This is a genomic window from uncultured Bacteroides sp. (genome assembly GCF_910578895.1).
Lineage (GTDB): Bacteria > Bacteroidota > Bacteroidia > Bacteroidales > Bacteroidaceae > Bacteroides.
In genome coordinates this window covers 21912-47041 of sequence record NZ_CAJTSC010000013.1, presented here as the reverse complement: position 1 = coordinate 47041, position 25130 = coordinate 21912, and the positions used below count along the sequence as shown (strand labels likewise).

Annotated in this window: 29 protein-coding genes; 28 read left to right on the top strand and 1 reads right to left on the bottom strand. The window is 49.2% G+C overall.

Going from position 1 to position 25130, the window contains the following annotated elements:
• Positions 1 to 10: 10 nt before the first annotated feature.
• Positions 11 to 340, bottom strand: a complete 330-nt coding sequence (locus QZ327_RS05150) for a helix-turn-helix transcriptional regulator (RefSeq protein ID WP_294617700.1) — start codon at positions 338 to 340, stop codon at positions 11 to 13.
• 142 nt (positions 341 to 482) lie between these two features.
• Between QZ327_RS05150 and QZ327_RS05145 the strand changes: the two genes are divergently transcribed.
• From QZ327_RS05145 to QZ327_RS05010, 28 genes are all read left to right on the top strand, one after another.
• Positions 483 to 737, top strand: a complete 255-nt coding sequence (locus QZ327_RS05145; RefSeq protein WP_294617698.1) for a hypothetical protein — start codon at positions 483 to 485, stop codon at positions 735 to 737.
• Positions 738 to 815: 78 nt separating this feature from the next.
• Positions 816 to 1412 carry a response regulator transcription factor gene (locus QZ327_RS05140; RefSeq protein WP_294617696.1) on the top strand — a complete coding sequence of 199 codons (597 nt, stop codon included), beginning with the start codon at positions 816 to 818 and terminating at the stop codon, positions 1410 to 1412.
• Between the two features lie 77 nt (positions 1413 to 1489).
• The gene (locus QZ327_RS05135) at positions 1490 to 1804 is read left to right on the top strand and encodes a hypothetical protein (RefSeq protein ID WP_294617694.1); all 315 of its coding nucleotides are present in this window, start codon (positions 1490 to 1492) and stop codon (positions 1802 to 1804) included.
• A gap of 12 nt (positions 1805 to 1816) precedes the next feature.
• Entirely contained in the window at positions 1817 to 2158 is a 342-nt protein-coding gene (locus QZ327_RS05130) for a hypothetical protein (RefSeq protein WP_294617692.1), read from the top strand.
• A 2-nt stretch (positions 2159 to 2160) separates the two neighbouring features.
• On the top strand, positions 2161 to 2514 hold the full coding sequence (locus QZ327_RS05125) for a hypothetical protein (protein WP_294617691.1): 354 nt from the start codon (positions 2161 to 2163) through the stop codon (positions 2512 to 2514).
• An 11-nt stretch (positions 2515 to 2525) separates the two neighbouring features.
• Positions 2526 to 2783 carry a hypothetical protein gene (locus QZ327_RS05120; RefSeq protein WP_294617689.1) on the top strand — a complete coding sequence of 86 codons (258 nt, stop codon included), beginning with the start codon at positions 2526 to 2528 and terminating at the stop codon, positions 2781 to 2783.
• Positions 2784 to 2786: 3 nt separating this feature from the next.
• Positions 2787 to 3146, top strand: coding sequence for a hypothetical protein (locus QZ327_RS05115; protein ID WP_294617687.1), 360 nt, complete (start codon positions 2787 to 2789; stop codon positions 3144 to 3146).
• A gap of 402 nt (positions 3147 to 3548) precedes the next feature.
• Complete coding sequence (locus QZ327_RS05110; protein WP_294617686.1) at positions 3549 to 3818, top strand: hypothetical protein; 270 nt, start codon at positions 3549 to 3551, stop codon at positions 3816 to 3818.
• A gap of 105 nt (positions 3819 to 3923) precedes the next feature.
• Positions 3924 to 4241, top strand: a complete 318-nt coding sequence (locus QZ327_RS05105) for a hypothetical protein (protein WP_294617684.1) — start codon at positions 3924 to 3926, stop codon at positions 4239 to 4241.
• Positions 4192 to 4590 (top strand): XRE family transcriptional regulator, encoded by a 399-nt coding sequence (locus tag QZ327_RS05100; protein WP_294617682.1) that lies wholly within the window; start codon positions 4192 to 4194, stop codon positions 4588 to 4590. Before QZ327_RS05105 ends, QZ327_RS05100 begins: the two co-directional genes overlap by 50 nt.
• Positions 4583 to 8638 carry a DNA primase gene (dnaG, locus tag QZ327_RS05095; protein WP_294617680.1) on the top strand — a complete coding sequence of 1352 codons (4056 nt, stop codon included), beginning with the start codon at positions 4583 to 4585 and terminating at the stop codon, positions 8636 to 8638. Before QZ327_RS05100 ends, dnaG begins: the two co-directional genes overlap by 8 nt.
• Before the next feature lie 577 nt (positions 8639 to 9215).
• Positions 9216 to 9704 (top strand): hypothetical protein, encoded by a 489-nt coding sequence (locus tag QZ327_RS05090; RefSeq protein WP_294617678.1) that lies wholly within the window; start codon positions 9216 to 9218, stop codon positions 9702 to 9704.
• A 95-nt stretch (positions 9705 to 9799) separates the two neighbouring features.
• A complete protein-coding gene (locus tag QZ327_RS05085; RefSeq protein ID WP_294617677.1) occupies positions 9800 to 10144 on the top strand; it encodes a hypothetical protein in 345 nt (114 codons plus the stop codon).
• Positions 10114 to 11124, top strand: a complete 1011-nt coding sequence (locus QZ327_RS05080) for a S49 family peptidase (protein WP_294617676.1) — start codon at positions 10114 to 10116, stop codon at positions 11122 to 11124. The genes QZ327_RS05085 and QZ327_RS05080 overlap by 31 nt, the downstream gene beginning before the upstream one ends.
• 17 nt (positions 11125 to 11141) lie before the next feature.
• Positions 11142 to 13181 carry a hypothetical protein gene (locus QZ327_RS05075; protein WP_294617674.1) on the top strand — a complete coding sequence of 680 codons (2040 nt, stop codon included), beginning with the start codon at positions 11142 to 11144 and terminating at the stop codon, positions 13179 to 13181.
• A 100-nt stretch (positions 13182 to 13281) separates the two neighbouring features.
• Positions 13282 to 14283, top strand: coding sequence for a hypothetical protein (locus QZ327_RS05070; RefSeq protein ID WP_294617672.1), 1002 nt, complete (start codon positions 13282 to 13284; stop codon positions 14281 to 14283).
• A gap of 76 nt (positions 14284 to 14359) precedes the next feature.
• Positions 14360 to 14962, top strand: coding sequence for a hypothetical protein (locus tag QZ327_RS05065; protein WP_294617670.1), 603 nt, complete (start codon positions 14360 to 14362; stop codon positions 14960 to 14962).
• A gap of 32 nt (positions 14963 to 14994) precedes the next feature.
• Entirely contained in the window at positions 14995 to 15417 is a 423-nt protein-coding gene (locus QZ327_RS05060) for a hypothetical protein (protein ID WP_294617668.1), read from the top strand.
• 1 nt (position 15418) lies between these two features.
• Positions 15419 to 16735 (top strand): site-specific DNA-methyltransferase, encoded by a 1317-nt coding sequence (locus QZ327_RS05055; protein WP_294617666.1) that lies wholly within the window; start codon positions 15419 to 15421, stop codon positions 16733 to 16735.
• Positions 16732 to 17955, top strand: coding sequence for a DNA cytosine methyltransferase (locus QZ327_RS05050; protein ID WP_294617664.1), 1224 nt, complete (start codon positions 16732 to 16734; stop codon positions 17953 to 17955). Before QZ327_RS05055 ends, QZ327_RS05050 begins: the two co-directional genes overlap by 4 nt.
• The gene (locus QZ327_RS05045; RefSeq protein ID WP_294617662.1) at positions 17930 to 18298 is read left to right on the top strand and encodes a hypothetical protein; all 369 of its coding nucleotides are present in this window, start codon (positions 17930 to 17932) and stop codon (positions 18296 to 18298) included. The genes QZ327_RS05050 and QZ327_RS05045 overlap by 26 nt, the downstream gene beginning before the upstream one ends.
• Entirely contained in the window at positions 18295 to 18936 is a 642-nt protein-coding gene (locus QZ327_RS05040) for a hypothetical protein (protein WP_294617661.1), read from the top strand. The genes QZ327_RS05045 and QZ327_RS05040 overlap by 4 nt, the downstream gene beginning before the upstream one ends.
• A gap of 12 nt (positions 18937 to 18948) precedes the next feature.
• Complete coding sequence (locus QZ327_RS05035; RefSeq protein ID WP_294617660.1) at positions 18949 to 20697, top strand: hypothetical protein; 1749 nt, start codon at positions 18949 to 18951, stop codon at positions 20695 to 20697.
• A gap of 256 nt (positions 20698 to 20953) precedes the next feature.
• On the top strand, positions 20954 to 21265 hold the full coding sequence (locus QZ327_RS05030) for a hypothetical protein (protein ID WP_294617658.1): 312 nt from the start codon (positions 20954 to 20956) through the stop codon (positions 21263 to 21265).
• Positions 21262 to 22737 carry a hypothetical protein gene (locus QZ327_RS05025; RefSeq protein ID WP_294617656.1) on the top strand — a complete coding sequence of 492 codons (1476 nt, stop codon included), beginning with the start codon at positions 21262 to 21264 and terminating at the stop codon, positions 22735 to 22737. Before QZ327_RS05030 ends, QZ327_RS05025 begins: the two co-directional genes overlap by 4 nt.
• A complete protein-coding gene (locus tag QZ327_RS05020) occupies positions 22734 to 23591 on the top strand; it encodes a hypothetical protein (protein WP_294617654.1) in 858 nt (285 codons plus the stop codon). The genes QZ327_RS05025 and QZ327_RS05020 overlap by 4 nt, the downstream gene beginning before the upstream one ends.
• Positions 23588 to 24562, top strand: coding sequence for a hypothetical protein (locus QZ327_RS05015; RefSeq protein ID WP_294617652.1), 975 nt, complete (start codon positions 23588 to 23590; stop codon positions 24560 to 24562). Before QZ327_RS05020 ends, QZ327_RS05015 begins: the two co-directional genes overlap by 4 nt.
• Complete coding sequence (locus tag QZ327_RS05010) at positions 24559 to 25119, top strand: hypothetical protein (RefSeq protein ID WP_294617650.1); 561 nt, start codon at positions 24559 to 24561, stop codon at positions 25117 to 25119. Before QZ327_RS05015 ends, QZ327_RS05010 begins: the two co-directional genes overlap by 4 nt.
• The last annotated feature ends 11 nt before the right edge of the window (positions 25120 to 25130 follow it).

The following is a 25130-nucleotide window of genomic DNA, read 5'->3' as shown; positions in this document are numbered from 1 at the left end:
ATTGTTTTCATTACTTGTTTAGTATTTCTAAATTATTATCACCAAAAACCAACTTCAATACCTGGTCTTTTTTTTCTTTTTTCAATTGTATTGTCAAAGTAGCTGCTATTTCATCCTCTATACTATTGAGAGGTACGTATTTTTTAGGATATGTAAATAGGTCAATGATACTTACCTCAAGACAATTTGCGATAATCTCAAGCTCGCTTACTTTCAGTTCACGTTTACCATTCTCAATATTGCTTATAACTGCATTATCAAGATTTAAAGCATCCGCAATTTTCTTCTGCGGAATACCTTTTTCAAGACGTATCTTCTTAATATTATCTATTGCATTCATAATTATAAAGTTATCATAAACCTCCCAATCTCAACTTGAGATATTTCAATAAAAAATGATAATATCTCAATCAAAACTTGTGATTTTCTCAAAATTACTTTATGTTTGCAGTATAAATATAAGACTAAAAAACATACTAATAATGAAAAAGGAACAAAATCTTAGTAAAATGGTACTTAAAGACCAGTATGATGCGTTGAGCGAACAAGACAAAAAAGAATTCAGAGAGGCATTTCTGAAAAAGAGTGGTGTATCATATCCTTCTTTTTATGTAAAGCTACGTAATAATACTTTTAAGCCATTGGAGGAAAAGTGCTTTAACGAGCTAATGACTCAATACAACTCTGTTATTCCCTTCGAAGAATTGACAGGCAGATGTTATAGCCAGAACCAATAAATTATGGTACTTACAGACTATATTATATCTCAACAAGAGTATAGAAGAGTTATTTATTCCAAATAATTGAATGTAATAATGAAGAAGCTATTTATCTATGATAATAAAATGATGCATACTATGTTTCAAAACATCGAATTTTATAATACCCCGGAAGGAGATGTCATGATCAAGGCCGTCAATGAACCGGCACGACGTCTGAAAGAGAATGATTACGAGTTTATTTCCGAAATGCTCACTATTATTAGTGACCGATATCCTAAGGCTCATGCAGCATTGATGAAGCTTTATTCTACTCGTACAATGAATAAAAAGCATTTTGAATACAGTGTTGTACACAGGTTCATTCGGTGCAATTTCGGCGAATATGACCAGTACAATCGTGATATTGATATTAATGGCAATTTTATTTTCGAAGAGGTCAAATGCCCTCTTCGGGGAGAGTGTCCATTAGAGGGAGTTGTTTGCAAACCTGAATTAGACAATAATTTAAGTGAAAGAGAAATGGAAGTATTCAGGCTCATTGTACGAAATATGCGTTCTGATGAAATTGCTGCAGAACTATCCATTTCCAAATTTACTGTTGACCGCCATCGTGAGAATATCAAAGCAAGGCTTCATTTACGAGACATCCCTGCAATGATAACCTATTGGCATGTCAACCATCTTAAATAAGCGGTGCATGGTGTCCACCAGGTTCGATTCCTGGCATCCGCACGATGATTTACTAACTTAATAAACAACAGAAGAAAATGGGAAATTCAGTAAACCAAAGAGGTTACGCCTCCATTTCCACACCTGACGGAAAATTCAGGATGTGGATTCCACGCCCCACAAGCGCGGGCACTGCAACATGTTCCTGCGGATTCCCACTTAAAAGCTACCTTCCCTTTGTAGATGCCATCGATCGGTTGGATTATCTGCAAGTGGACGAAGCGAAAGAGATAGACCAGGATTTCAGTTACCTTACCGTCTCATGTCTGGGCCGACCGGGCGAGTGCCTGATGCGGATGGTGGAGGACCTGCCGGAACTTATGGAGAAATACCTGGTAGATAAAAACAATTAAATCCGAATGGTTATGCCGTACTTTATTGACAACATCAAGACATACGCCAATGTCAACAAGAAGGGCAGGGCGTTGCAAATATTTGTTCAGCAGTTCGACCGCCATCTGATTGCCGATGAATGCTCACTGGATGCGTTGAAATGCGATATCGGGCATGAGATACAAAAACAGAACGAGAAATATCCACGCAGCCGTCCGGTTCATCTTTACGTGTGCGATATCGGTTGTCATGGGCAATGGACACTCCATATAGCGGGCGACACCGACAATGCCGTGTGCATTATCTCCTACCAAAAAGTGATGGGGTATTATGCTCTGGCAGATAAGATAGATGAATTCAATCAGATTCCGTAACTATGAATATAACAGATTTCAAACAGAAGTTCCCGGACGTGCACATCCAGCGGTTCGAAACAAAAGCTGTATTGAGCCGGGTTGAGATAGAGGACATGGTGAAACAATTCATGACATGGTTTGGGGGCGGGCTTGTCGCATACGAATCGAGAGGCCGGAACATCAAGGTGTTCACTTCCGAAAAAATGAAACGTGAGTTGGAGAAGCTGAAACCGGGTTGTGAAGTGACCTGCCCGCTGGATGGGCGCAAAGGTACCGTCATGGGTGAGGTGATATTGATATGCGGCACTCCTTGCATAAGGATTGAGTTCGATGGCAAAAGTGATATGTATGATTGTGAAACGTTTATTGATTAGGAGGAATGGATATGGCATGTTTTTGTAGAGCAAAAGTAGAGAAATTGGTATGCGAACAGACGGGAGATCCCATGGCGAAACTTCGCGGCATGATAATAATCGACAAGGAAGGCGCACAATTCAGACCGACAATAGCTGCCGTTTACCGAAAGAAAAAGAAAGACGGCAGTTTCTGTAAGACAGAAAGCGAGTTGGAAATTTCATACGAATATTGTCCGTTTTGCGGGCGTAAACTTAAAGAAGACGATAATATAGAAAAAGGAGAATAAACAATGAAAAAAGGACAAAAAGTGCGCATCCTGCGCACCAACGAGATAGCGACTATCGCAGACATAGAGTTAATCCGTAAAGGCGGCAAGGTATACCGCTACTGCCACCTCAAGACCGAAAAAAAGACGGACTTGTGGATGGATTCTTCCGAGCTGGGAGGTGTGGTAGAAAAAATAGCCGTGTCAGTGGAAGATGACCGCAACCGGGCTGTATACCTGCACATCGCTCACGACCACTCCACCAACCGGATGAATTTAAAACTTTCCGCAAAGAATCCGGACAACTTAAAAGAAGTATCCGGTACGTATTCACAACTAATGACCCTGTTTGTAAATTCATTACGCAACACGAAAGAGATTTAAGAACTTTACAGGCATGGTATGTCATTGCGAATTAATTAAAAAAATCATCCCCAAACATTACCAGCATTCAAAAATAATCACTATGTTTGCAGTGCTCATCTTACATATTCCACAAAATGCGGGCAGCGAGCTTGCATTTTCGGTGCAGGCATTTTTTATGCCCGGACATATTGTATACCATATATGGTATCCGTGTACCCCCGTGTGGAGCGTTAATGCGCCCACAGCATTTTGTGGATGTGATGAGCAGCGGGAAAGGCACGGATACTTTCATTTTAAAAACTTATTGTTATACTCAACAATGCAAAAGTTTCCACCGCTGCCACAAACAGTTTCGGAACGTCCGCCCACGAAACGGGCATCAGCTTCTCTACAGTCACCCCTTACGACTATTTCCATTCCATGGGCATCGACCTGCACGGTTTCTCCATCCGCATCCTTGGCAAACGCCGCAAGAACGGTGTTGCCATCACCGGTGTGTTCAACATCTGTGGCATCTACTATACTATCGGTGCCGAAGACTACGAGCACCTGCTTGCCGGCCTGTTGGAGCGATACCGGGAGAAACGGGCTTACCACAAGAGATGCCGCGAACGGAAACGCGAGCGCAACATGCTTTCGTTCATCGACCGCTATCCGGACGCCACCGTGTTTCCAGCATACTTCTCGTAACATAAAAAAACATGCAGGTAACCATTTCATTGCTCAACCGCCCCCGAAGCCGGTTGTGCGGAACGGTTGCACGCTAAAACCCGGTTTGAAAACAAACGAGAACGAATGGAAAACCTTATAAAATATCGTATGGAGAACCTTGACTGGATAGACGACTATCTGGCAAAATTGGGCGCCGATGCCTTTCTTGATTTTGAAAGAAGAGTGTACAACGCCCTTGAGAGACTGAACACCGGCCGGTATTATGATATTGCCGGCTCCATCATCCCGGAACAGCAGGAACTCTTCGTCAAGTTCTGCTGCTGCTACATCAGCAACCATCCGGAGTACGAATTCAATGACGATTATACACAAATATGGAGGAAAGAAAGCTATGAACAATGGAAGATGGCAATCCCACGAAGACAGTTTCGTAAGGGATAATGTCAACAAAATGACATTGGAACAGATGGCCGAACATCTGGGAAAGTCTGTTTTAGCTGTAAAACTATACATGCACCGCAACCATATCGTTACGGGGCGGACAGTAAAACGGAACATCGTGCAGGAGATGCTAAGGATAAAGTTCCGGCATCCGGAAAACTTCATGCCTACCCGCGCTTTTTACAGCGAAACAGGCATCAACCAGATGCGCTGGTGGGATTTGTTCCACGGGCGCAAGAACATAACACATACCGAGTACGTTGCGTTGTCCAGATATTTCGGCCTGACACTGGAAGAAGCGTTTGAGGCACGCCAATTATGCATATTTGAGGAGGAAAACAATGATTGACGAACAATTAAAGCAAAGAATCAAGGATGCCAACGAAATCACAGACGTCATCGGCCAGTTCGTATCGCTGCACAAAAGAGGCATCAATTATATAGGCACATGCCCGTTTCATCCGGACAGGCACCCATCTATGACCGTCAGCCCTTCACGGCAGACTTACAAATGTTTTGTATGCGGCAAAGGCGGCGATGTCATCCAGTTTGTCCAGGATCACGAGGGCATGTCTTTCAACGAAGCCGTCACCTGGCTGGCAAACCGTGCGGGGATACCACTGCCGGAACGGATCATGTCCGCCGACGAGATTTCCAAGGCAAAGGAGCGCGAGGCGCAACGCATTGCCATGAGAGCGGCAACCGCTTTCTTCCGGAAACATCTGCCGGACGCCCAATCGTACCTTTACTCACGCGGATACAACCTGGACGATAAAGTCATTGCCGATTTCCAAATCGGTTATGCCCCGCAGGACAACAAGGCCAAAGGCGAGCTCCTGGCCGCCGGCTTTTCCAAACAAAGGCTCATCGAGACCGGCATATTGGCGGAAACGGATAAGGGATACGTCTATGACGTCTTCCGTGACAGGATTATGTTCCCGTATCTCGATTTGAAAGGGAATGTCGTAGGCTATTCCGGACGTTACGTGACGCCCCAGGAAAAAGTCGGTAAATACGTCAATACAGGCGATACGCCGCTTTTCCGGAAAGGGCTGCACCTTTTCGGGTTATACCAGGCAAGGGCCGCCATTGCCCGGTACGACAATGTGTACTTGGTAGAAGGGCAGTTCGACGTCACTTCGATGCATAAGGCGGGGGTGTGCAACGTCATTGCGGGCGGCGGCACCGCGCTGACACCGGAACAGGTGCAGCTCATAGGGCGCTTCACGAAAAAAGTCACGCTCATGTACGATTCCGATGCCGCAGGCATCAAAGCCGCGCTCAAGCATTGCGAGACGTTTCTCTCCGCCGGCTTCCAGGTAAGTGCCGTCGCCCTGCAGGCGGGCACGGACCCCGACGACCTGGCGCAGCGGCTTAAAGCCGATACCGGGCAATGGGTCATGAACCATACCGTCAATTTCGTGGGATATTTCGCGCCATTGCTGCGGGGAGGCAGTCCGGGAGCAGACCCCAACAAAGAGGAAGAGGCGATGCAACAGATTTGCAGGCTGCTGGCAGCCATACCTTCCGAAACCCTCCGCCTGAAAAGCATAGAGGCTGCCGCCAGGCAGTTCGATACGAATACGGAAGTCATGTGCCGGTCAGTCAATAACCTGCTCCGGAGCAAGAAAACAGCCGGCGTCAAGCCAAAGAGCCAGATGCATCCGGGCATTTACGGACTTGAAATGCTGAAGGAGACACGTTCCGGCAACGAGCCTGTCATCCTGACCCGGGACTACCAGGAATTCATCACGCTCTACGGAGACACCCCCATTGCCTACGTGCATGGAGTCTCCATGCAGAGCGATATCATCCAGCTCCGCCAGTCCGGAACGCTGTTCACCACAGAATGCGACGGATTGCACATCCTTAAGGATGGCAGTGAGTCTCCCTACCTGACCTCCCTTGTGTCCATGTACCGGGCGGGAATAACGGCGATAACAGTGTCGGTCGAAAAATATCCTTCCGCCGGTGACGAAGAAAACAGGGATGAGGAGGACGGATATCCCGAAGAAAATGAAAATTGCATCGAAAGCTGGAATTTTGCCAAATACTATATCTACCTGCACAAAGAGTTCTTCAAGACCTTCAATGGCGAGCGTTCGCCTTACGTTGAGCGTTGCGCGGAAGTAATCAGCTACGCCGATGACTCCGTACGCATCATCAACTTCACCGTTTTCCATGGCTGGCTTGGCCTGACCAAACAGGCACTTACCGAAATCCTGAAGCCGCACCTTGCCAAACGGAAGTCCCGCATGGCAATCAACGCGCAACGCACCGATGACGACTACGAAGACGAGAACTACGACCCCGATGAACTGCCACGCTATGTCCAGGACAATCCCGAATACATGCAGATGTTCAAGCAATGCAATTACTATCCGAAGCTGAACAAGCAGGGAGAACCCGTGTGCTACCTCTTCAAGAACGAGAAATCCGGTCACACCATGGTAGGCGATTTCTACATGATTCCCCTGTTGCACATCTATTCCGACAACGAAGAGGAAAACAAGCGTGTACTCAAGATAAACCGCCGCTATTACAAAACCCCGCTGTATATAGAAGTCCAGTCCAAAACCCTCGCCAAGAAGAGTTCTATTGAAGAGAAACTACTCAACCTCGAAGCGGTAAATTTCACCAATGGCGAAGAAAAGCATTGGACAAAAATACGCGAATACATGAGCCGCCACTATGTCAAGTGCACCGAAATCGTCACTTATGGCAACCAGCAGACCGACGGCTTTTCCCGGCAGGAAGACCAGCAGTTCTTTGCCTTTGCCAATGGTATCTTCCACGTTGTCGACGGTACGCCGCGTTTCGATGCGGTCAACGAACTTGGAGTGGTCACCCACAACGCGAAGAACTATTATCTGCCGGCATTCTCCACCATTTATGCCGGTTCCGGCCGGCAGCCGGACAAGTACGAACTGATTTCACAACTCGTTTACAAAGAGATTCCCGCAGACAAGCGCTGCACTTTCGACGAATGGGCTTCGCTGATGGACCGCGTGTACAAAATCAACGACAACGGCAAGTGGGCGGTTCTCTTTGCCGTCATGTGCGCTTTCCGGAGCAACATACACTGCATAGACCGCTTGTTCACAGCGCCGTTCTTCATGGGACCGATGTCTTCCGGAAAGACGCAGATCGCGATATCCATACGCTCACTGTTCATCTCGCCCAAAGTGCCCATTTTCAACCTGAACATCGGCACCGATGCTGCCATGTCCACATTGATGAGCACCTTCCGGGATGTCCCGGTCGTCCTCGACGAATATAACAATAAAGACATATCAGACATAAAGTTCCAGGCGTTGAAAGGCATTGTTTACGATGGCGACGGACGGCAGAAGCGTAAAGGCACATCCGGCAAGGAGATAGAAAACGACAAGGTGTACGCGCCGGTCATTATCTGCGGTCAGGAAACGCCCCAACGCGACGACAATGCCCTGATGTCGCGCATCATTGTCTGCGAAGTGCCCAAGCCTAAAAACCGTACCCCGGAAGAGGTGGAACTTTTCAACAAGCTCAAGGATATAGAAGACCCTTCCAAAATAGGCCTTTCGAATGTGCTTTTCGAAGTCCTGCAGCTGCGGCCGCTGGTGATGCAGCATTTCCGGATGCTCAAACAAAAGGCTTACGATGAACTGAAGGAAGCCTTGGTGAATGCCGGCGAGATAGACCGGCTCATGAAGACAGCCTCGCTGTTCCTTGCCACCTGCAGGCTTATCCAGGATTACACTGGCCTTCACCTGCCGTTCACATACGACGATTTCTTCCGGATTGCAAAAGACAAAATCAAGTCACAGGTGGAACTGATATCCAAAACCGACAAGCTCGCCACCTTCTTCAAGGCAATGGACGTAATGATCGATACGAAGGCAATCAAAGAGGGCAGGGACTTTGCCATCGACACCCCGGAACGTATCACCATCAAATTGTCCGGCGATGAAAAAAAGGGCGTGCCTATCCCGGCAGGCACCAGGGTCCTGTTCTTGCGTGTCAGCACAATCTATACACAGTATGCCAGGTCATCCTACAACCAGGAAGCGTCCACGCAATCCACCATCGAGCAGAACCTGCGTTCGCATCCCAGCTACATGGGTTCGGTACATGCCCGGCGGTTCAATTGGTATGAAGTGGTGGAAGTGCCACGGGGCGGATTTGAAGAAGACGTCTCCAATGATACGGGCGTTGATGCCAGGCTCAACAACGACATGGTCCGCAAGGTGGAGAAACGGTCCACCAACTCAAGCTGCATCGCAATCAACTATGAAATATTCCAGGAACTGTATGGCATCGATCTGCAACGCAGTCCCGATAACGAAGCTTCCACATCCAATCCTGATAATGACCCGATTGATGCAAGCTATGCTCCGCAAGACATTGATTTTTAATGGTGGCTCCGTCCCTGTTTCAAATCTAAGCGATTACTCCCGGTGGCCACCCCATCGGGAGTAATCGCTTTTTTACATTCCGATTTCCGGACAATTTTCGCCGCCAGTCCCAATCGGTATCCTCATGTTTCCTGCCATCCAATCCCCCGTACCCCCTGGAATAAAAAGAAAAGCAGAGGAGAGAGAGTTTTGAAAGGAAAATATTTCAAACATGGCGTCCAACAGTCCAACAGTCCAACAAGGAAAAACGTTTCAAAACGTAACATGCTGTTGTATAGTAGTATATGTTTTCTTTTTAAATCATATATATATACTACATGGGGGTTGTCCTGTAGGATGCTGTTGGACGTGTTGGATATGGGCTTTTCAACCGTCCAACAGCCATCGTCCAACAAAAACGGCAAAAAACCGGGGCATGTTGGACGTGTTGGACGCCATCCAACGGCATTTTTCAGGCCGCTGATTTGCGTAACATAATATAAATCAGTAACTTTGTCGTGTCTGTTGGACTGTTGGACAGTTGGAAGCCCAAATAAACGAAAACAGTTCTAAAATATTTTTTTTTAAGTGAATAGCCATGATTACGACAAGCATCACAATCACACCCTACCTTGCCGAATATTTGCGTGGAAAATACAATAACGGCGCAGATGAACCTTTCCGTATTCCTGACAATACGGACCTGTACCACGTCGTCTGGTCGCTGATGGCGAAAAGGCATCAGAACCAGTCGCCCGTCGATGAAGGCAACCTGACGCTGGTTCTGCCGGAACGGCGCATCGGCAAAGACCCGCAGGTATACAACTACCTGTCTCCGCGTTCTGCCAAGATCATTGAGAACGAAGTACGCCGCATGTTCAACCGCGAGCTCCACACCGCCATGGACGAGAACGACCTGAACGGGCACGAGCTGAACAACATCGACATCGTGCACAACTTCCTGTGCTTTTATTGCATCGACAGCATTACGGAAGACGCGCTGCTGAAGAACTTCTACCGCTGGCGCGAGAACATCCGGAAGCGGAAAAAACGCCGCGACTACAAAAAGAAGTTAAAAAACGGTTGAGAAAATCGCCGACCGAACCGTGCGTTTTGTCCCCAAACAGGGGTGAGAATGTCCTGTGCATGGCGAATTTGTTGAATTTCATAACATTACACATCATGAGAGAACTTTCCATTCAAATCAAAGTATATCCTGTCCATAAAATGCGGCAGGACGTCTACCGCTTCACGGCCGATGAGTTTACTTTTTCTCCGGTGCAGGAGTCGTCGGAAGCGGGCCGCTGCCTGAACTGCGGCAAGGAACTCACCATCGGGCTCCCGCCGCAGCACGTGACCGCCGACTTCCTGCCCGGCAGGTTCGCCATTGTGGAGTTCACCGACACCAGGCACCGCAATGTGCGCATCGGAGACAACAAACTGCCCGCCATCGTCTCCATTTCTCCCCATCTGAACTCCGCCACGCTGAAGATAGAGTGCCGGATGCTCCACTCGCCGTTCGTGTAGCGTCCTTCACCTCTTTCCGCACGCTGCCTATCTTCGCTGAAAAGATATGCAATGAACAGAACTCACCTGCGCCAGCTTTTGCCTCTGCCATGATGGAAGCCTTTCCTTTAGTCGCTGCCGACGACCGGCAGCCAACCTCTTTCTTTTTCGATGATGATCCGCCCACCTATAAAGAGACATCACGGGCTGCCCTCTCTCTTCTTTTGAAGAATATGGCAGCCCGTCCGGAACTTCAAGGTATAACAATCACTGATAACTTTTCCTCTGAGGACCTGCCGGAAGGAACTATCGCTTATCATCGCATTTGGGGATTTATTACCGCGGATTGCCGTTGGTACTTTTCCTGCAAACAGTTTGAATATGATTTGCTGGAAGCGGAAGCGAATCCTGCCATAACATGCCATTTGCTGCATGTCAACTCTCCGGGCGGTGAAGCCTGGTATCTTGACCGGCTTGGTGAAACGATGCGTTCGTTGAACAAGCCTGTCGTTACTTTAGTGGAACGGTACGATTGCTCTGCTTGCTATTACATTACTTGCCACTCCTCTTTTATCGCTTCACTTACATCCAACGACACGATTGGCTGTATCGGTACCATGCTCGAAGCCTTCAACTACGATGGCTGGTTCGAGAGAATGGGCATCAGGCGTATCGTGGCCCGTGCCTCAAAATCCGACCTGAAAAACAAGAAAAGCGAGGAGTTGCTAAAGGGAAAGACCGAACAGTATGTAAAAGAATACCTGGACCCGCTCAATGAGCAGTTCCTTTCCGCCGTTTTGGCGGGACGTCCGCAATTAAGCGGCCTGCCCGAAGACGATCCTGTATTTCGTGGCGAAACATTCAGCACGCCGCAAGCCATTGAGAAAGGGCTTGTTGACGCATCCATGACTTTTATTGAGGTCATTGCCAAAGCGGTAGAGCTCGGTAATGGATATGCCGGATTGGAGAAAATAAAGAAAAGCGCTCTCAACTATTTATAACTAAATCTTAATTCATCATGAATTTTAAAGAAAGACTTCAGACCGTCCTGCAAAAGTTGACATTGTGGGATAAGGCAAAAGCCAACCAGCTCACCCACGAGGAGTGGGGGCAGATTGTGAACTCCTACGAAAAGGAGTATCAAGCCACTTTGCAAGATGACCTGGCCGCATACCATGCGGAACAGCAGGGCAATGCGGTTTCTCCGGAACAGATGAACCAGGTGCAGGCTATACTTGCCGGCATCATCAACCCGGCGCAAGCGGCTGCTGCCGTGGAACCGGAAAATGAAAACAACGGAACCGGAACTGCGGCAACCCGGGCAGCCACCCCGCAGCCCGTCACCGGCGAAGGCCTGGTGCAGCTTGCCACCGCCGTGCAAAGCCTGGTGAACAGCATGAACAACCGCGCCGCCGCCGACGTGCCGGCACATACGGTCACCGCCCCTGCCGTCTCCTTCACCGGTCCCGCCGACCGCGCCCGCTTCCTTTTCGGCATCGACAGCCCCATGTTCGCCCTGAGTGAGCGCTGGAACAAGATCGCCCTCAACCCGTCGGCAGCCGCCTCGTTCGGAGCCTGGGACGAAGAGACCGAAGGCGCGTCGTTCCGCCGGCAGGCGGTTGCCTTCTCGCGCTCCCTGCAGAAGCGCTACGCCTACCTGCACGCCAACGGCATGCTCGACGGCAAGCGCCTTGCCGCCGGCGAGTTCGCCACCGACTACGAGGGAGTGGACACCGCCGGCGTGGGCAACCAGCATGTGGTGCTCCGCCAGGATGCCCTGATTGCCCGCGTGCTTGCCAAGCGCGACCTCACGCAGTATTTCCCGGTGCGCTACGGCATCCAGGACCACGACCTGGTGTTCAACGCCTTCTTTTCCGAACTGTCGCAGGCATACCAGCAAGGCGACATCTGGAAAGGCGACATGAAACTCGAGAATGAGATGGGACATGTGGACGATGCCATGATCAAGCTCAAGTTCGGTCCCATGAAGGAGCTGGAGCGCATGTACATCGCCTACCTGAACAAGGAAGGCTCCGACCCCGTGAAGTGGAACATGATAGAGTTCTGCATCCTCCACTCGCTCGAGACCGCCCAGGTGGAACAGAACAAGCGCCGCATGCGCGGCATCTACGTGAAGCCCGAGACTGGCGTGGCGGGCAGCTATCTCAATGCAGGCACAGGCATCATCTACACGCTCGTCCGCTACGTGCACGAGTACAAGCTGCTGCCCCACGACAACGAGGAATACCGTTCTTATACGGCTTCCGACATGCTCGATGCCGTTCAGGAGTTCGTGGGCGACGTCACGGCTTCCTGTACGGAAGACATGGACCTGGACAGCCATGTTCTTTACCTCAACAAGATGCACCAGCCGTGGTGGATCAAGAACATCCGTGCCAGATATGGCAAGGACATCGACTTCACCGGACCGGACAGCTATTTGCACACCGTTCCCGACACCAACATGCGCATCGTGTGGCTGCCTTATCTTGGACAGCTCCCGCTCATGTTCATGGACATCCCCGGCAACCTCCAGTTCCTGGAGTACGTGCCCGGCGAGATGCTCTCCATCAAGTACAAGGAAGATATGGAGCTTGTCAAAGCTTGGTCCACTTGGAAGGAAGGCTGCTCCGCATCCTTTACCGGCCGCCGTTTCGACAGTTTGGATAAACTGAAAGCCAATAACTATGAATGGCAGCAGATTTTCATGAACAAACCGGCTGTAGATATGGCAGCGGACGCAACTACCATGGACGCATCAAAAGGTTTCTGGCAAATGACTACAGCCAATACTGCGGCTAAAGCCATAACTGATATTACCAATGCCAAGGCAGGAGTGGCATATATTATCGAATGTGGTGATACGGATAATGCTACTACTATTGCCAAGATGGGAAAATTTGCAGATATCACAGCTGCTTATACTCCGACCAAAGTCGGTGATTACATTATGGTAATCCTGAACAGTAAGGGGAATTTCCTGGAACTGGAGCGGCAGGTAGGCGGCGTACGTAAGGTCAATGCTGAATTGCAGCCTAATGTTCCCGGTGTCAGATAATTCCGGTATAAGGTAATCCGTTTGTTTTCAGGTGACATGGGGCGGGTAAAGATGGCCCGCCCTTTTTATTTATTCAAAACTAACTAATTTAATTGTTGATATGAAAGCAATAAAAATTTCAGATCCTTTTCTTAAAGGAAACAAGGCGGCTCGTAGAATGCAACTCCGCTTTTTTCTCTCACTGATGACACTCATCGCACTGGTATTTGTTGTCGGTATGATTCTTGAACCTGATTCTACATTGGGAATTACAGGCTTCTCCGGTACAACGATGGCTGCATTGATGGCTATAGGTGATGTTGATGATGTATCCGACCGTAAGACCCATGGCTCTAACATAGCCTATAAGGTCTATCTGGTGGACATCGACCAGGTGAACCCCGATGTCCCGTTCCCGCTTCCCAACGCAAATAGGGAAATTAGTACAATTCCGATGAAGGAAGGGCAATATATGAAGTACTTCATCGCCCATGACATCCCCACATTTACATCAACAGGAGAGAAAGGCGATATCACGACCAGTGGAGAAAATAATTTTGTAATCATCATGGGTGGTATGCGCGACCAGCTACTTGACTTTACAGAACAACATGCCGGTGGGAAGTTCATCGTGATATTTAAAGAGGTGGGTGATCCCCAGTGGTATATCCTTGGCAATTACGATAGACCAATGGTATTGTCTTCATTCGAAGCCAAAAACGACAAGGACGGGCGCTACGTCACCTTCACCTTTAAACGTACCAGCATTGACCAGTACTACAAATATGTCGGTGATATTATCAGAGTGCCGGCAGCTTCGCACGCAGCGGATGCTACTAAACTGACGATTAAGCCGGCCAATAATCGTTATGCAATTCCTGATGGAAGTGAAGCAACTTATGCCATTTCCACAGTTGACGGGTTGACGGCAAATGATAAAGGACGTTATATCACTCTTGAGGGTACAGGTACGGATAAAGCTGCTACTATTGCCGAAAGCAGCGCGTTCATCCTGATAGACGGAGCCACATGGACCGCCAAGGCAGGTTCTTCCATCACCTTCCGCGTGCTGGATCCCTCCACCCTTATCGAGGTTGAGGGAAGCCGTGTCCAGACAGCTTAATAAGAACCACTCTTGCAAGCTGGCATACTACGTTAATTTTTAGCTTGTTAGCTTGTAAGATATAAATCTTTTCATTATGTACGGTTTTAAAGAAAAAAAGAAGCATTTCAATGCGCTCCTTAATCCGGATGCCGCGAAATATGACCTTGAATTGCTCATGCAGAAGCAACCTAATCTTCCGATAATCTCTACCTATTCCCGGAATTCCAAACGATATGCTAATGATATTCTTTACAGCTTGTTGGATTATTCCACGCGTGAAGAAATTCGTGAGTTCCGCCGTTCAAGGATGAATGCCTGGGCAACGGTTGCAGAGCCTCCCGCCGTTGATGCCACCGCTCAAGCGGACGCTATAGTTGACGACAATCAGACTCCTCCGGCCCAACCGGCTGAAGTTCCGGCCGACTCTTTCAAGGCAGAGGAGCAGGAACAACCGGTAACGGTTATCGACAGTGCCGGCGACACTCCCCAAAGCGGAGAAGGCGAACTGCAGCGGCAATTGGAAGAAGCCATTGAAAGGGCGGAGGAAGCAGAAGCCGGCTTTGAGGAAGCCGAGGAAGCGAAGGCAGAAGCTGAAGCACGCGCCGAGGCAGCTGAAGAAGCTTTGGAGGAAGAGAAAAAAAAAGAGAAGTCTCAAGCTCCCGCAAAATCCAAAAGCACGAGGAGTACCCGCAAATAGAGTGGGACAACCTCTTCGACCCGCAAGTCCAGATGGCAACACTCATTTACAATGACCGCGTTGTCACCTGGAAGCAAATGAAGCAGCTCGACGAATGTTTGGATAAGAAACCGACGAAGCATGATATCATGGACATGGTAGAACTTCGTATCCGGAATCTGCAGGCATTCGACGAGCTGCAATCGTTCAACGACACTGGGAAGTTTCTCTATATTCATCCATTCATAGCTCACCAGTCAGAGAGAGCACAATTGGAAAAGCTATTGAAAACGGATACGCAAGAGTTCTTGCGTTTACATAAGAATGTAACGGATAACATTCGCAGATACGAATCTTATTTGAAAAGGCCCAACCGTATAGGCCGACGTACTCAAGATAGGGAAAATCTCCGTCGTCATCGCGAGCGAGAAGCCCTGTTTAAAACAATATTACAAGATTTTCAAATTCAAAAGTAAAATGGAAAAGCTAATAGAAGTATTTAATTTGGGTGGTTTACCTACTGCCCCGCTGGATTCGTTCTTAGAGCTTCAGGAAGATTTTAAGAAATCTGATCCTGATAAGTTATCGAAACTGCAGATGCTCATTATTACACGCGGTTTCAAGTATGCATTCAAAGCCTGGCAGGATCCGGATGGCAAGCTCTGGATTATTGATGCCCATCAGAGGCGAAAAGCACTGCTCGCATTGCGTAAATCCGGATTTACAATCCCGGAAATTCCTTATGAACCCATTTTTGCAGCAAGCAAGAAAGAAGCTGTAGAAGAAATTGCAGCTTATAATTCTGAATTTGCCACTAAAAATCCGGATACGCTTTTATTCAAGAAATATAATATTGACTCCGATACACTTCAGCGATTTAATCTTGGCTATGAAGTGAAGACTATGGACTTTGGGGTATCACCTTTGTTTGCCCAAGAACATGAATCAGACAGTATTATGGAAGATGATGTCGATTTTGCTATTCCGTCATCAGAAGACACCACAGGGATTTTCGCCCAGCTGGGAGATGTTTGGTTACTTGGAAATCACCGTTTAATGTGTGGAGATTGCCGTTCTAAATCTGATGTCACTACCCTGATGAATGGGCAGCGTGCAGATCTATGTGTTACGGATCCACCGTATAATGTAAATTACGAAGGGGGTACAGAAGCGGAACTTACTATTCAAAATGATTCTATGGAGAACGATTTGTTTGCCACATTCCTTAAGCAAGTGTTTTCAGTTATGTATGAAGTACTTAAACCAGGGGGATCTTATTATATTTTCCATGCAGATAGTGAAGGGGAAAATTTTCGTGCATCGCTTCGTAAAGCCGGCTTTAAAATCGCACAATGTTGTATATGGGTGAAGAATTCCATGGTCATGGGACGGCAAGATTACCAATGGCAACATGAACCATGTCTTTATGGTTGGAAACCAGGTGCCGGACATCAATGGAACTCTGATCGTAAACAAACCACTGTTTGGAATTTCGACAAACCTCAGCGCAATGCTATCCATCCGACAATGAAGCCAATTGCTCTTATGGCTTATCCGATATCAAACTCCAGTACTTCAGGTCAGGTCGTGGTAGATTTCTTCTCCGGATCTGGGTCAACGCTTATGGCTTGTCAGCAAATTGACCGTGTATGTTATGCAATGGAGATCGATCCACGTTATGTTACGGCTACTATTCATAGATATCGTACTATGTTCCCAGAACAGCTAATCAAGTTGGAACGCTGCGGCAAGGTATTGAATGTGGAACAAACAGCTAAAATTATAGCCCAATGAGACACGCTTCACTTTTCAGTGGGATAGGTGCGCCGGAATTGGCTGCACATTGGTTAGGTTGGGAAAATGCTTTTCATTGTGAGATTAACCCATTTTGCAAACAAGTTCTTAAATATTGGTTTAGTAATTCAGCAAGTTATGACGATATCACAAAAACAGATTTTAGAAAATGGCAAGGAAAAATTGATGTCCTTACAGGAGGATTTCCATGCCAACCGTTCAGTGTGGCAGGAAAGAGAAAAGGAGCGGAAGATAACCGTTACCTCTGGCCTGAGTTTAAACGTGTCATACGGGAAGTCCGACCACCTTGGGTTGTTGGTGAGAATGTTGCTGGCATCCTCTCAATGGTACAGCCCGGCAAAAAGACTAACATGGAAGGCTTGCCCTCTTCGGAGTGTACGGTTGAGCAGGAGTTCGTCATCGAAACAATCTGCAAAGACCTTGAAGCCGAAGGATATGATGTCCAACCGATGGTTATTCCGGCTTGTGCCGTCGGTGCGCCCCATAGACGAGATCGAGTCTGGTTTATTGCCTACAATAACAACTTCAGATTACAAAAAAAGAGGACCGAACAGCAAGCAAGTCGGGATAGCAGAATATATCCAAATGAATTTGTTACAAACACCGAAAACTGTTCAACGTTGCGAACCTCCGGAGAAATTGAAAGAGAGAACACGCAAAAAAGGATACAAGAATGGGACAACGTACAACAGCCTATACAGCCAACTGGTCTATGGAGTTCTTCTTCCTACTCCTCAAGCGGCAGACAGTTCCATTGGTGCAGTAATCGGACAGAACGATCAGTTTATCCAGACAAAGAACGGGACATTTCGGAAAGTGAATCAGAACGGAACGAACGGAAGTGTCGGACTCGGAAGGATATTCCATTTGATGAATACACCGACAGCCTCAGATTGGAAGGGAGGTTCAACCCGGAAACAGACCGCTTTTCAAAGAGCGAGTTTAAGAGGGGAGATGCATGCGGACTACGGTACTGGGAGAACTTCCCAACTCAACCCCCTATTTGTGGAGGAAATGATGGGATTTCCGACTTATTGGATCTTACTTCCGTTTATAAAGGAAGCAGCTATACCCATAGGAGAAATCCTTATGTAAAATGGCGTACTGAGGCTATAAAAGCCTATGGAAACGCTATGGTTCCGCAGGTGATATTTCAGATATACAAGTTTATCAATGAAATTGAAAAAGAATATGAATAACGGTATAACACCTACTTCTGATGTTGATAAGATCACCTTGTTAGGAGATGAATATGTATCTCAAGTGCGCACATTTGGCGCACTGGGATATTCTCCCGAACGCATTTGTAATTTGCTTGGGTTACGTGGAAAAGAAAAAATAGCTCTCGGTATTCGCATTGCAATGCCTGGAGACGTCTATTATGATGCTTACCGTAATGGTAGTGCCCTTGGTGAATATAATATTGATGCAGAACTTGCCAAGAAAGCCGAAACTGGAGATGTGCCAGCTATTGAAACACTGGAAACCCGGAAGCAAGAACGGATTGTAAAGGACTTAAGAAATAAACTTTTTGGAATATGACACAGTTTGACGCTCTTGATAAGATACATCCTGACCTGATATCAGCTTTTCTCACTACCGGGAAATGTAATGGTATTCCGGCGGAAGTACAAGTCTTTTTGAAACAGCTGCAATGGGCTGCCGAAATCTATGAGTACGAACGTAACATCACCCGTGCCGCCAAGCAGCTGCGCCAGCGCATCAATGCCCAACAACACATCAATGTGGATGAACGGACTTGCAAGGCTCGTATTTATGCAGCTATCAATTATTTTAATATAGACAATAATGTATCTATCAAAGTGTGGGAGTCTAACTACGCCGATAAGTATGAAGACCTTGCCAAATTATGTGCAGCTGCCGGAGATTACAAGAACCAGGGCAAATGTTATGCTGCCGCTTTAGAATGCCGCCGTCGGGCTTCCGAAATTGCTGAAGCTGATCGTAACCTTGGCATCGTCTTCCTGATTTCGCCCGAACTCGCCCCCGAAGACCTGGGCTACAGCAAAGCCTCGCTCAAGGAGATTGCCGCCAAGCACAACAAGGGCTTCTACCTGAACCTGATAGACAGCCTGCCCATCGAGAAGGCGGAAAAGAAACGGTTGCTGCGCGATGCCGACATCGCGGAAGCCGAATACGAGGAACTGAACGAAGAATAACACCCGCACAATATGGAAACGGAACACAGCAACAGCTTTGAACGCTACTACATGAACCAAATGCAGATACTGGTGAACGTGATTGATTCGAACAACGTCTTTGCCGAAGTGGCGCGTGCAGGCGGAAAAACAGAGGGTATTACCGGACCACGAATTATTCGTGTGGCCAATGACATGCCGGGAGAACTATCTTTCTTAGTGCATAAAACCTACGTTGCTTTGATGACCAATGTATGGCCAAATCTGCAAGCCTATTTCTCCAAAGAAGTAACAGTAGGCGGGAAAGTCCGCCCGATGCTTGAGTATGGCATTGACTACGTGGTGGGGGAAGCGAAGCTGCCATCACATTTCCGCAGGCCGCGTTATCCAATCTCATACCCCAAGCACTCCGTTGTCTTTCGTGACGGGCATCATATCCAGCTGGTCAGTTCTGATCAGCCTGAATCTGTAGCCGGCCGTTCTGCAGTCCATGCCATTATTGAGGAGATGAAACACAATAAAGGAGAAAAATTGAAGACCCGTTTGTTTCCTTCCCTTCGTGGAGCTAATGCCGAAATCCGCCGTTCTCCATATTACCAAGGTATTACAGGTGTATCTGATACGGCACGTGTTGATTTGGGAGAAGATGATTGGTTTGAGGAATACGAACGTCACATGGATCGTAAACTTCTGGAAGAAATATCTACAGTGGCACTTCATGTAAATGAAGCTATTTATCAAAAATACAAGCTGTTAAATTCACAGAGAGAAACCACGAACCCCGTCACCTTGGAGCGTATCCGCCTTGGGATAATCAGGCAGGAGCGCATCATCGCCCTATGGAAGCCCCGCCTGGCAGACATGCGGCGTAACGCCACCCTCTACATCCGTGCCAGTTCCTTCTGCAACAAAGACATTCTTGGTCCGAAGTTTTTCAAGACACAGCTTGAAACTTTGGATATGGATGAGTTCCTGACCTCGATATGCGCCATCCGCCACAAGGAGGTCATCAACAAGTTCTTCGCCAACTACAACAAGGAGCGCCACCAGTATGCCGACAGCTACATCTACGAGTCTATATTGCGGTTGGACTTGCGGGAGCACTTTATCCTTACTGCACGCTATTTATTACACTATGATAAACGGGATGAATTGTTAGTTGGGTATGACCCCGGTCATTTCTCCAGCCTGGTTGTAGGTCAGGAAAAAGAATATGGCCGTAGACTCCGTATCATCAAGGAGTTTTATTGCTGTTATCCGGAAGAACAACCGGAACTCGCACGCCAGTTCTACGAGTTTTTCGGTACGGATGCCGTGAACAAACGCATCATCCTCTACCCGGACCGCGCCGGCAACAAACGCCGCGAAGAGCTGGAACAGGTGACCACCGACAGCCGCGCCCTGAAGCGGGAACTGGAGAGCTACGGCTTCGAGGTGGAACTGATGAACGAGGGACAGCCTACAATCTACTACTGGCAACAATTCAAATTGCTTCTTCTCATGTTCGGCGGGCGAAGCAACACCCTGCCCGAAGTGCTGATTGACGAAAACGAGTGCAAGAACCTGTGCAGCGCCATCATGCTGTCGCCATTGAAGAAGACGGAAGGGCGCATAGAGCTGGACAAGACCTCGGAAAGGAAAGTGCCGCTGAAGCAGCAGGCGGGACTCACCACGCAGCTGCCCAGCGCGCTTATTTACCTGCTTTTTGGCAGGTACGGCAATAAAGTTCAAAGCGAATTATCCTCAATGCCGGATAATTTACCGGATAATATATCCATATAACAGCCTGTTTCTACCGGAAAACTTTCCGCCGGAAGTATAATAATGACACCGTTTGACATCGAAATAACACTTAATTGGCTAATAAACAGATATTTGATATTTTGAAAACAAAAACGGAGTCCCGACGTGCCGGCCGAACCTTGACGCACCGCTGAAGGAACGGCATGCAAGGCACCCGCCCCGCCGCCCGGGAAATATGACGGGGAGCCTGCCGCGCGTCCTTTTCCGGCAGGCGGAAACAGCCTATTTTCGGGGCATGGAAACGACACTGAGCGGCATACATGCCATGCAATGGGCAAGGGAACTGTCGAAGCTGCCGGACGGCTGCTTCACCATCGCCTTCTTCCCCTGCTCGAGGAAGCGGGGAGAGGCGGTGCCCCGGCTCACCGTAAAGGAAGGGTGCAGATGGCGTACGCAGTTGCCGGAAGAGCGCTTCGGCATAGACGGTGACAACCTGTTCCTGTTCTCCGACGGCAACGGCGACCCCAAGATGTGCTACCGCATCCTTATCCGCTACATGGGTTTTCCGCAAGACGGATTCAAACTACATAAAATAGACTGGCTATGAGCAAGAACGACCTGAAAATGATAGGCAACTACGGTTGCTATCTGGACGAAGACAACGTGATATCCTTCCAAATAGGAGACACCCCGCGTGCCTCGCTGCTTGGCACGGACCCGGCATTTGCCACGCCGGCGGACGACTATGCCACGGAGCCACGGTGGCAAAGCATACGGGGCTTCCAGGTGTGCAGCCGCGGGCAGAACAACCGCAAGTGCGAGGAGATTGCCGCGGACATAAAGAAGAACCGCCTGCTGCCGCGGCTGATAAGCAAGCAAATAAAAATGCTGTATGGACATGGCCCCACCGTATACATGCCTAAGATAACCGGCGGCAAACTGGTGAAAGAGTGGGTGGACTGCCCCGAAATCACCGGCTGGCTCAACAGCTGGAAACAGCGCGGCATAGAGTGCGACTACAAGGAGTTTGCCAAGGCAGTCATCAAGAACTATTACTACTTCTACGACTTCTTCGTGAAGATACGCTTCACGGCGGGCAAGGGCAGGGGCGCCGTCCCCATAGCCGGGCTCGAAGCCATGGAGAACCGCCACTGCCGCCTTGCCACCACCAAGCGGGATGTGGCAACCGACGTGGTCTGCTACAAGGATTTCGGGCACATAGCGGTGGGGCGTTGGGGCTGCGGCACATCCACCTTCAGGATATATCCCAAATTCGACCCGGCGGCGGTTGCCGCATACAAGTATGCGGCAATCTCCCACCACAGGGAGAAATCCGTCGACGACTTCTACGGGGTGAACGAGACGCACCAGGGCACACGCGCCTACATCAAAGGTTCCAACGAAACGGCAGACTACATCAACTCGTTCCTGCGCAACTCGCTTGCCGCCAAAATCCATATCGTGATTCCCAATGCCTGGATAGAGTCCAAGCGCACGCAGATAGGCAAGCTGTGCGACGAAAACAAGAAGCTGCAGAAGAACGGCGGGAAACTGATGCAATACAACGGCATCGACATCGGCACGGAGTTCAGGGAGTCGACGCTGATCAGGTTTCTTCAGGCGGAGCTGCGGAAGATATCGGGCTACCTGTCCGGAGCCGGCAACCAGGGCAAGGCATACGCCACCATCAGCTTCAAGAACAGCCAGGGCGAGGAAGAGCGCTGGAAGATAGAGACCGTGGACCTGAAGTATAAGGAATATATCGACGCACTGATATCCTACGACAAGCGCGCCGACGAGGTGCTGCTCTCCAGCGTGGGGCTGGACTCGTCCATATCGAGCGTGAGCAAGGACGGGGTCATCTCCAAATCGGGGGCGGATGCATACTACAATTACCTGATTTACATCATGTCCCTCTCTTCCGAAGACGAGATATGTTCCGAACCGTTCAACCTGGCGATATCGGTGAATTTCCCCGAGCTGTATGCCCGGGGCTACCGCATCGGCTACTACCGCGAAGTGCCGGCACGCCAGGAAGAGGTTTCACCCAAAGACAGACTTAACACCCAACAATCATGATCATATTAGAAGAACTGTTTTCCACCGTAGCGGAGTTCCGCAAGTATTCCCCGTATCTCGAAAGCAACGTCAGCTTCCAGGACCTGAACTCATCCGCCCTTTCTGCCAGAAAGCAGATTTCAATCATCCTGTCCAAAGAGGTGTACGATGAAGTGGCGGGCAAAGCCGGAGAGCCCAAAGAAGCGTTATGCTCGGCGATGGCGAACCTGACACTTGCCAAGCAGATGATATTCGACGTCATCAGCCGCCGGAAAAACGAAATCGACATATACAAGCACGAGCAGGAAGCCATGCGGCGGGCATATACGGACAACTATTTCAATGCGATGGATACGCTTATACAGTTGTTGTCCTCAGGAAAAAATGTGTCTGAAAGGTGGAAAGAGACCCGTTACTGCAAGATGCTGTCGGCTTTAAGAATAAAAACCGCCGATGAGTTCGACTCCTTATATCCCATTGACATGTCGTATCTGTTTTTCTTCCGTACAATCCCTCTGCAAAAAGAAGCTTTGGACGGCGGCATGGGCGCTTATTTTGAACGTTCCGCCCAAAACGGGGAGATTGCCGCCATGCTGCAACGGTGCCTGGCAAAACAGACGGTTGCGATAGCCTTGCGAAGATTTGACATCATTGAGTTTCCGCCGACCATCCGGTCCTTGTTCGACGACACGACAGCCGGCCGCTCGGGGAAAGACGAACAGGACAGGATGCTGGACCTGGCGGCATCGCTGGCGGGCGAAGTGAAGAGTTCCCTGACGGACATCGATCTTATACTTTCTTCCGGTTCCGGCAGCTCCGTCGACACCGAGACATCGTTTAACCGTCCTGACGACAAAATATACCTGATGGCATGATGGAAGACACAATCAGATTCATGGTGCGGGGCGAGGAATACGGCATTTCCAACTCATGGGAAAAGCTGGATCCTTATCTCTATGCCGCGCTCATCCGGGATATAGAGGAGATGGCAGCCGGGCGGCTGTCAGTCGGCATGGTGCGCGTGCGCCATGTGTGCCGCACAATGGGGTGGGACATGGAGAAAATCAGGCACGACACGGCATACCAGAACCTTGCGTGGCTTGCCGGACAAATCACGTTTCCCTTCCTTATCGAATATCCCGACAACGACGACGCGCTCCGCGAGCTGGACGACGAGACCCGGAAACTGTGCAAGCGCATCCCTCCGCACCGGCTGCCGGGCATCACGATATCCAAATATCTTATGAAGCTGGACTACCGCTACACCGTGGATTCGTGCTTCTGCAAGCAGCTGGTGCCTTTTGTCGAGATAGACGACACGTTCTACAGCGGCTACAGGATCGACACGAGATACGGGCACCTGACCTGCTCGCTCACCGCGCTGCAGTTCATCGAGGCCAAAGCGCTGTCAGGCTGTGCCAAAGACAAGCTGCCGCTGCTTGCCGCCATACTGTATTGTCCGGAGAAATATTCTTCGGAAAGGGCGCACGCACTGGCGGAACGGTTTGCCGGCGTTCCGGAAAGCACCTTGGCGGCGGTTGCCTTCAATTTCCAGGCGTTTGTGAACTACCTGTTCACAAAGACGCCGTTCAGGCTGCTCACGGCAGCCGGAGAAACGAGGAAATCCGCCATTGCCACCGGCGCCCTGGAGTCGCTCTACAACCTGAGCGCAGACGGGCTCGGCGACATCGACAAGGTGGAGCAGATGAACGTCATCCAGTATCTCACCATCCTCCGGAAAAAGCTCATAGACACCGTGCGCAGCCTGCATGCCGCCAAGATGGAGAGTGTGGATATTGAAAAGGAAACGGGATTGCCCATTCACATAATCAACCGGATAGTATGATACTACAGTTATTTAAATATTTTGCCCGGTATCCCCAAAGGCAGGGGGTGCTCTCCATGTTTGCCAATGGAGAAAGCCCGTATACCGAATATGCGGAGCTGCTGGAATACGTGAACGGCATGCCGGAACCGTTGCTGCCCGGCATCGGGAGCCTCGTTTTCGGACAGTCGTACGATGACGTGAAGAAGCGGGTGGACGGCATTGCCGGCAGCTACCTGTTCGTCGACTTCGGAGAGTTCGCTTCCACCCGCGACGCGCGCAACTCCGTTGCCGACGTGCAGAAACTGGCGGTCACCGTTGCCATGAAAGTGCCGGACAATGCCGACATCATGGAGGCGTGCATCGCCTCGGACAAGACGCTGCGCCTGCTTGCCGCCTGCCGGAAAAGGCTTGTGGAGGACTCGGAGCAAGGAGCGCTGCCGTGGGGCGGGAGGATTGACGGCAAGCAAGACATCGTCCCCTTCGTCTCTGCGGAGTTCAAGTCGATAGGGTGGACGCTCATGCTCTCTGCGGAGACCCCCGACCTGTTTGGCATAAAAGCGTCCTTTGTCCGATGACGCCGTCCCCG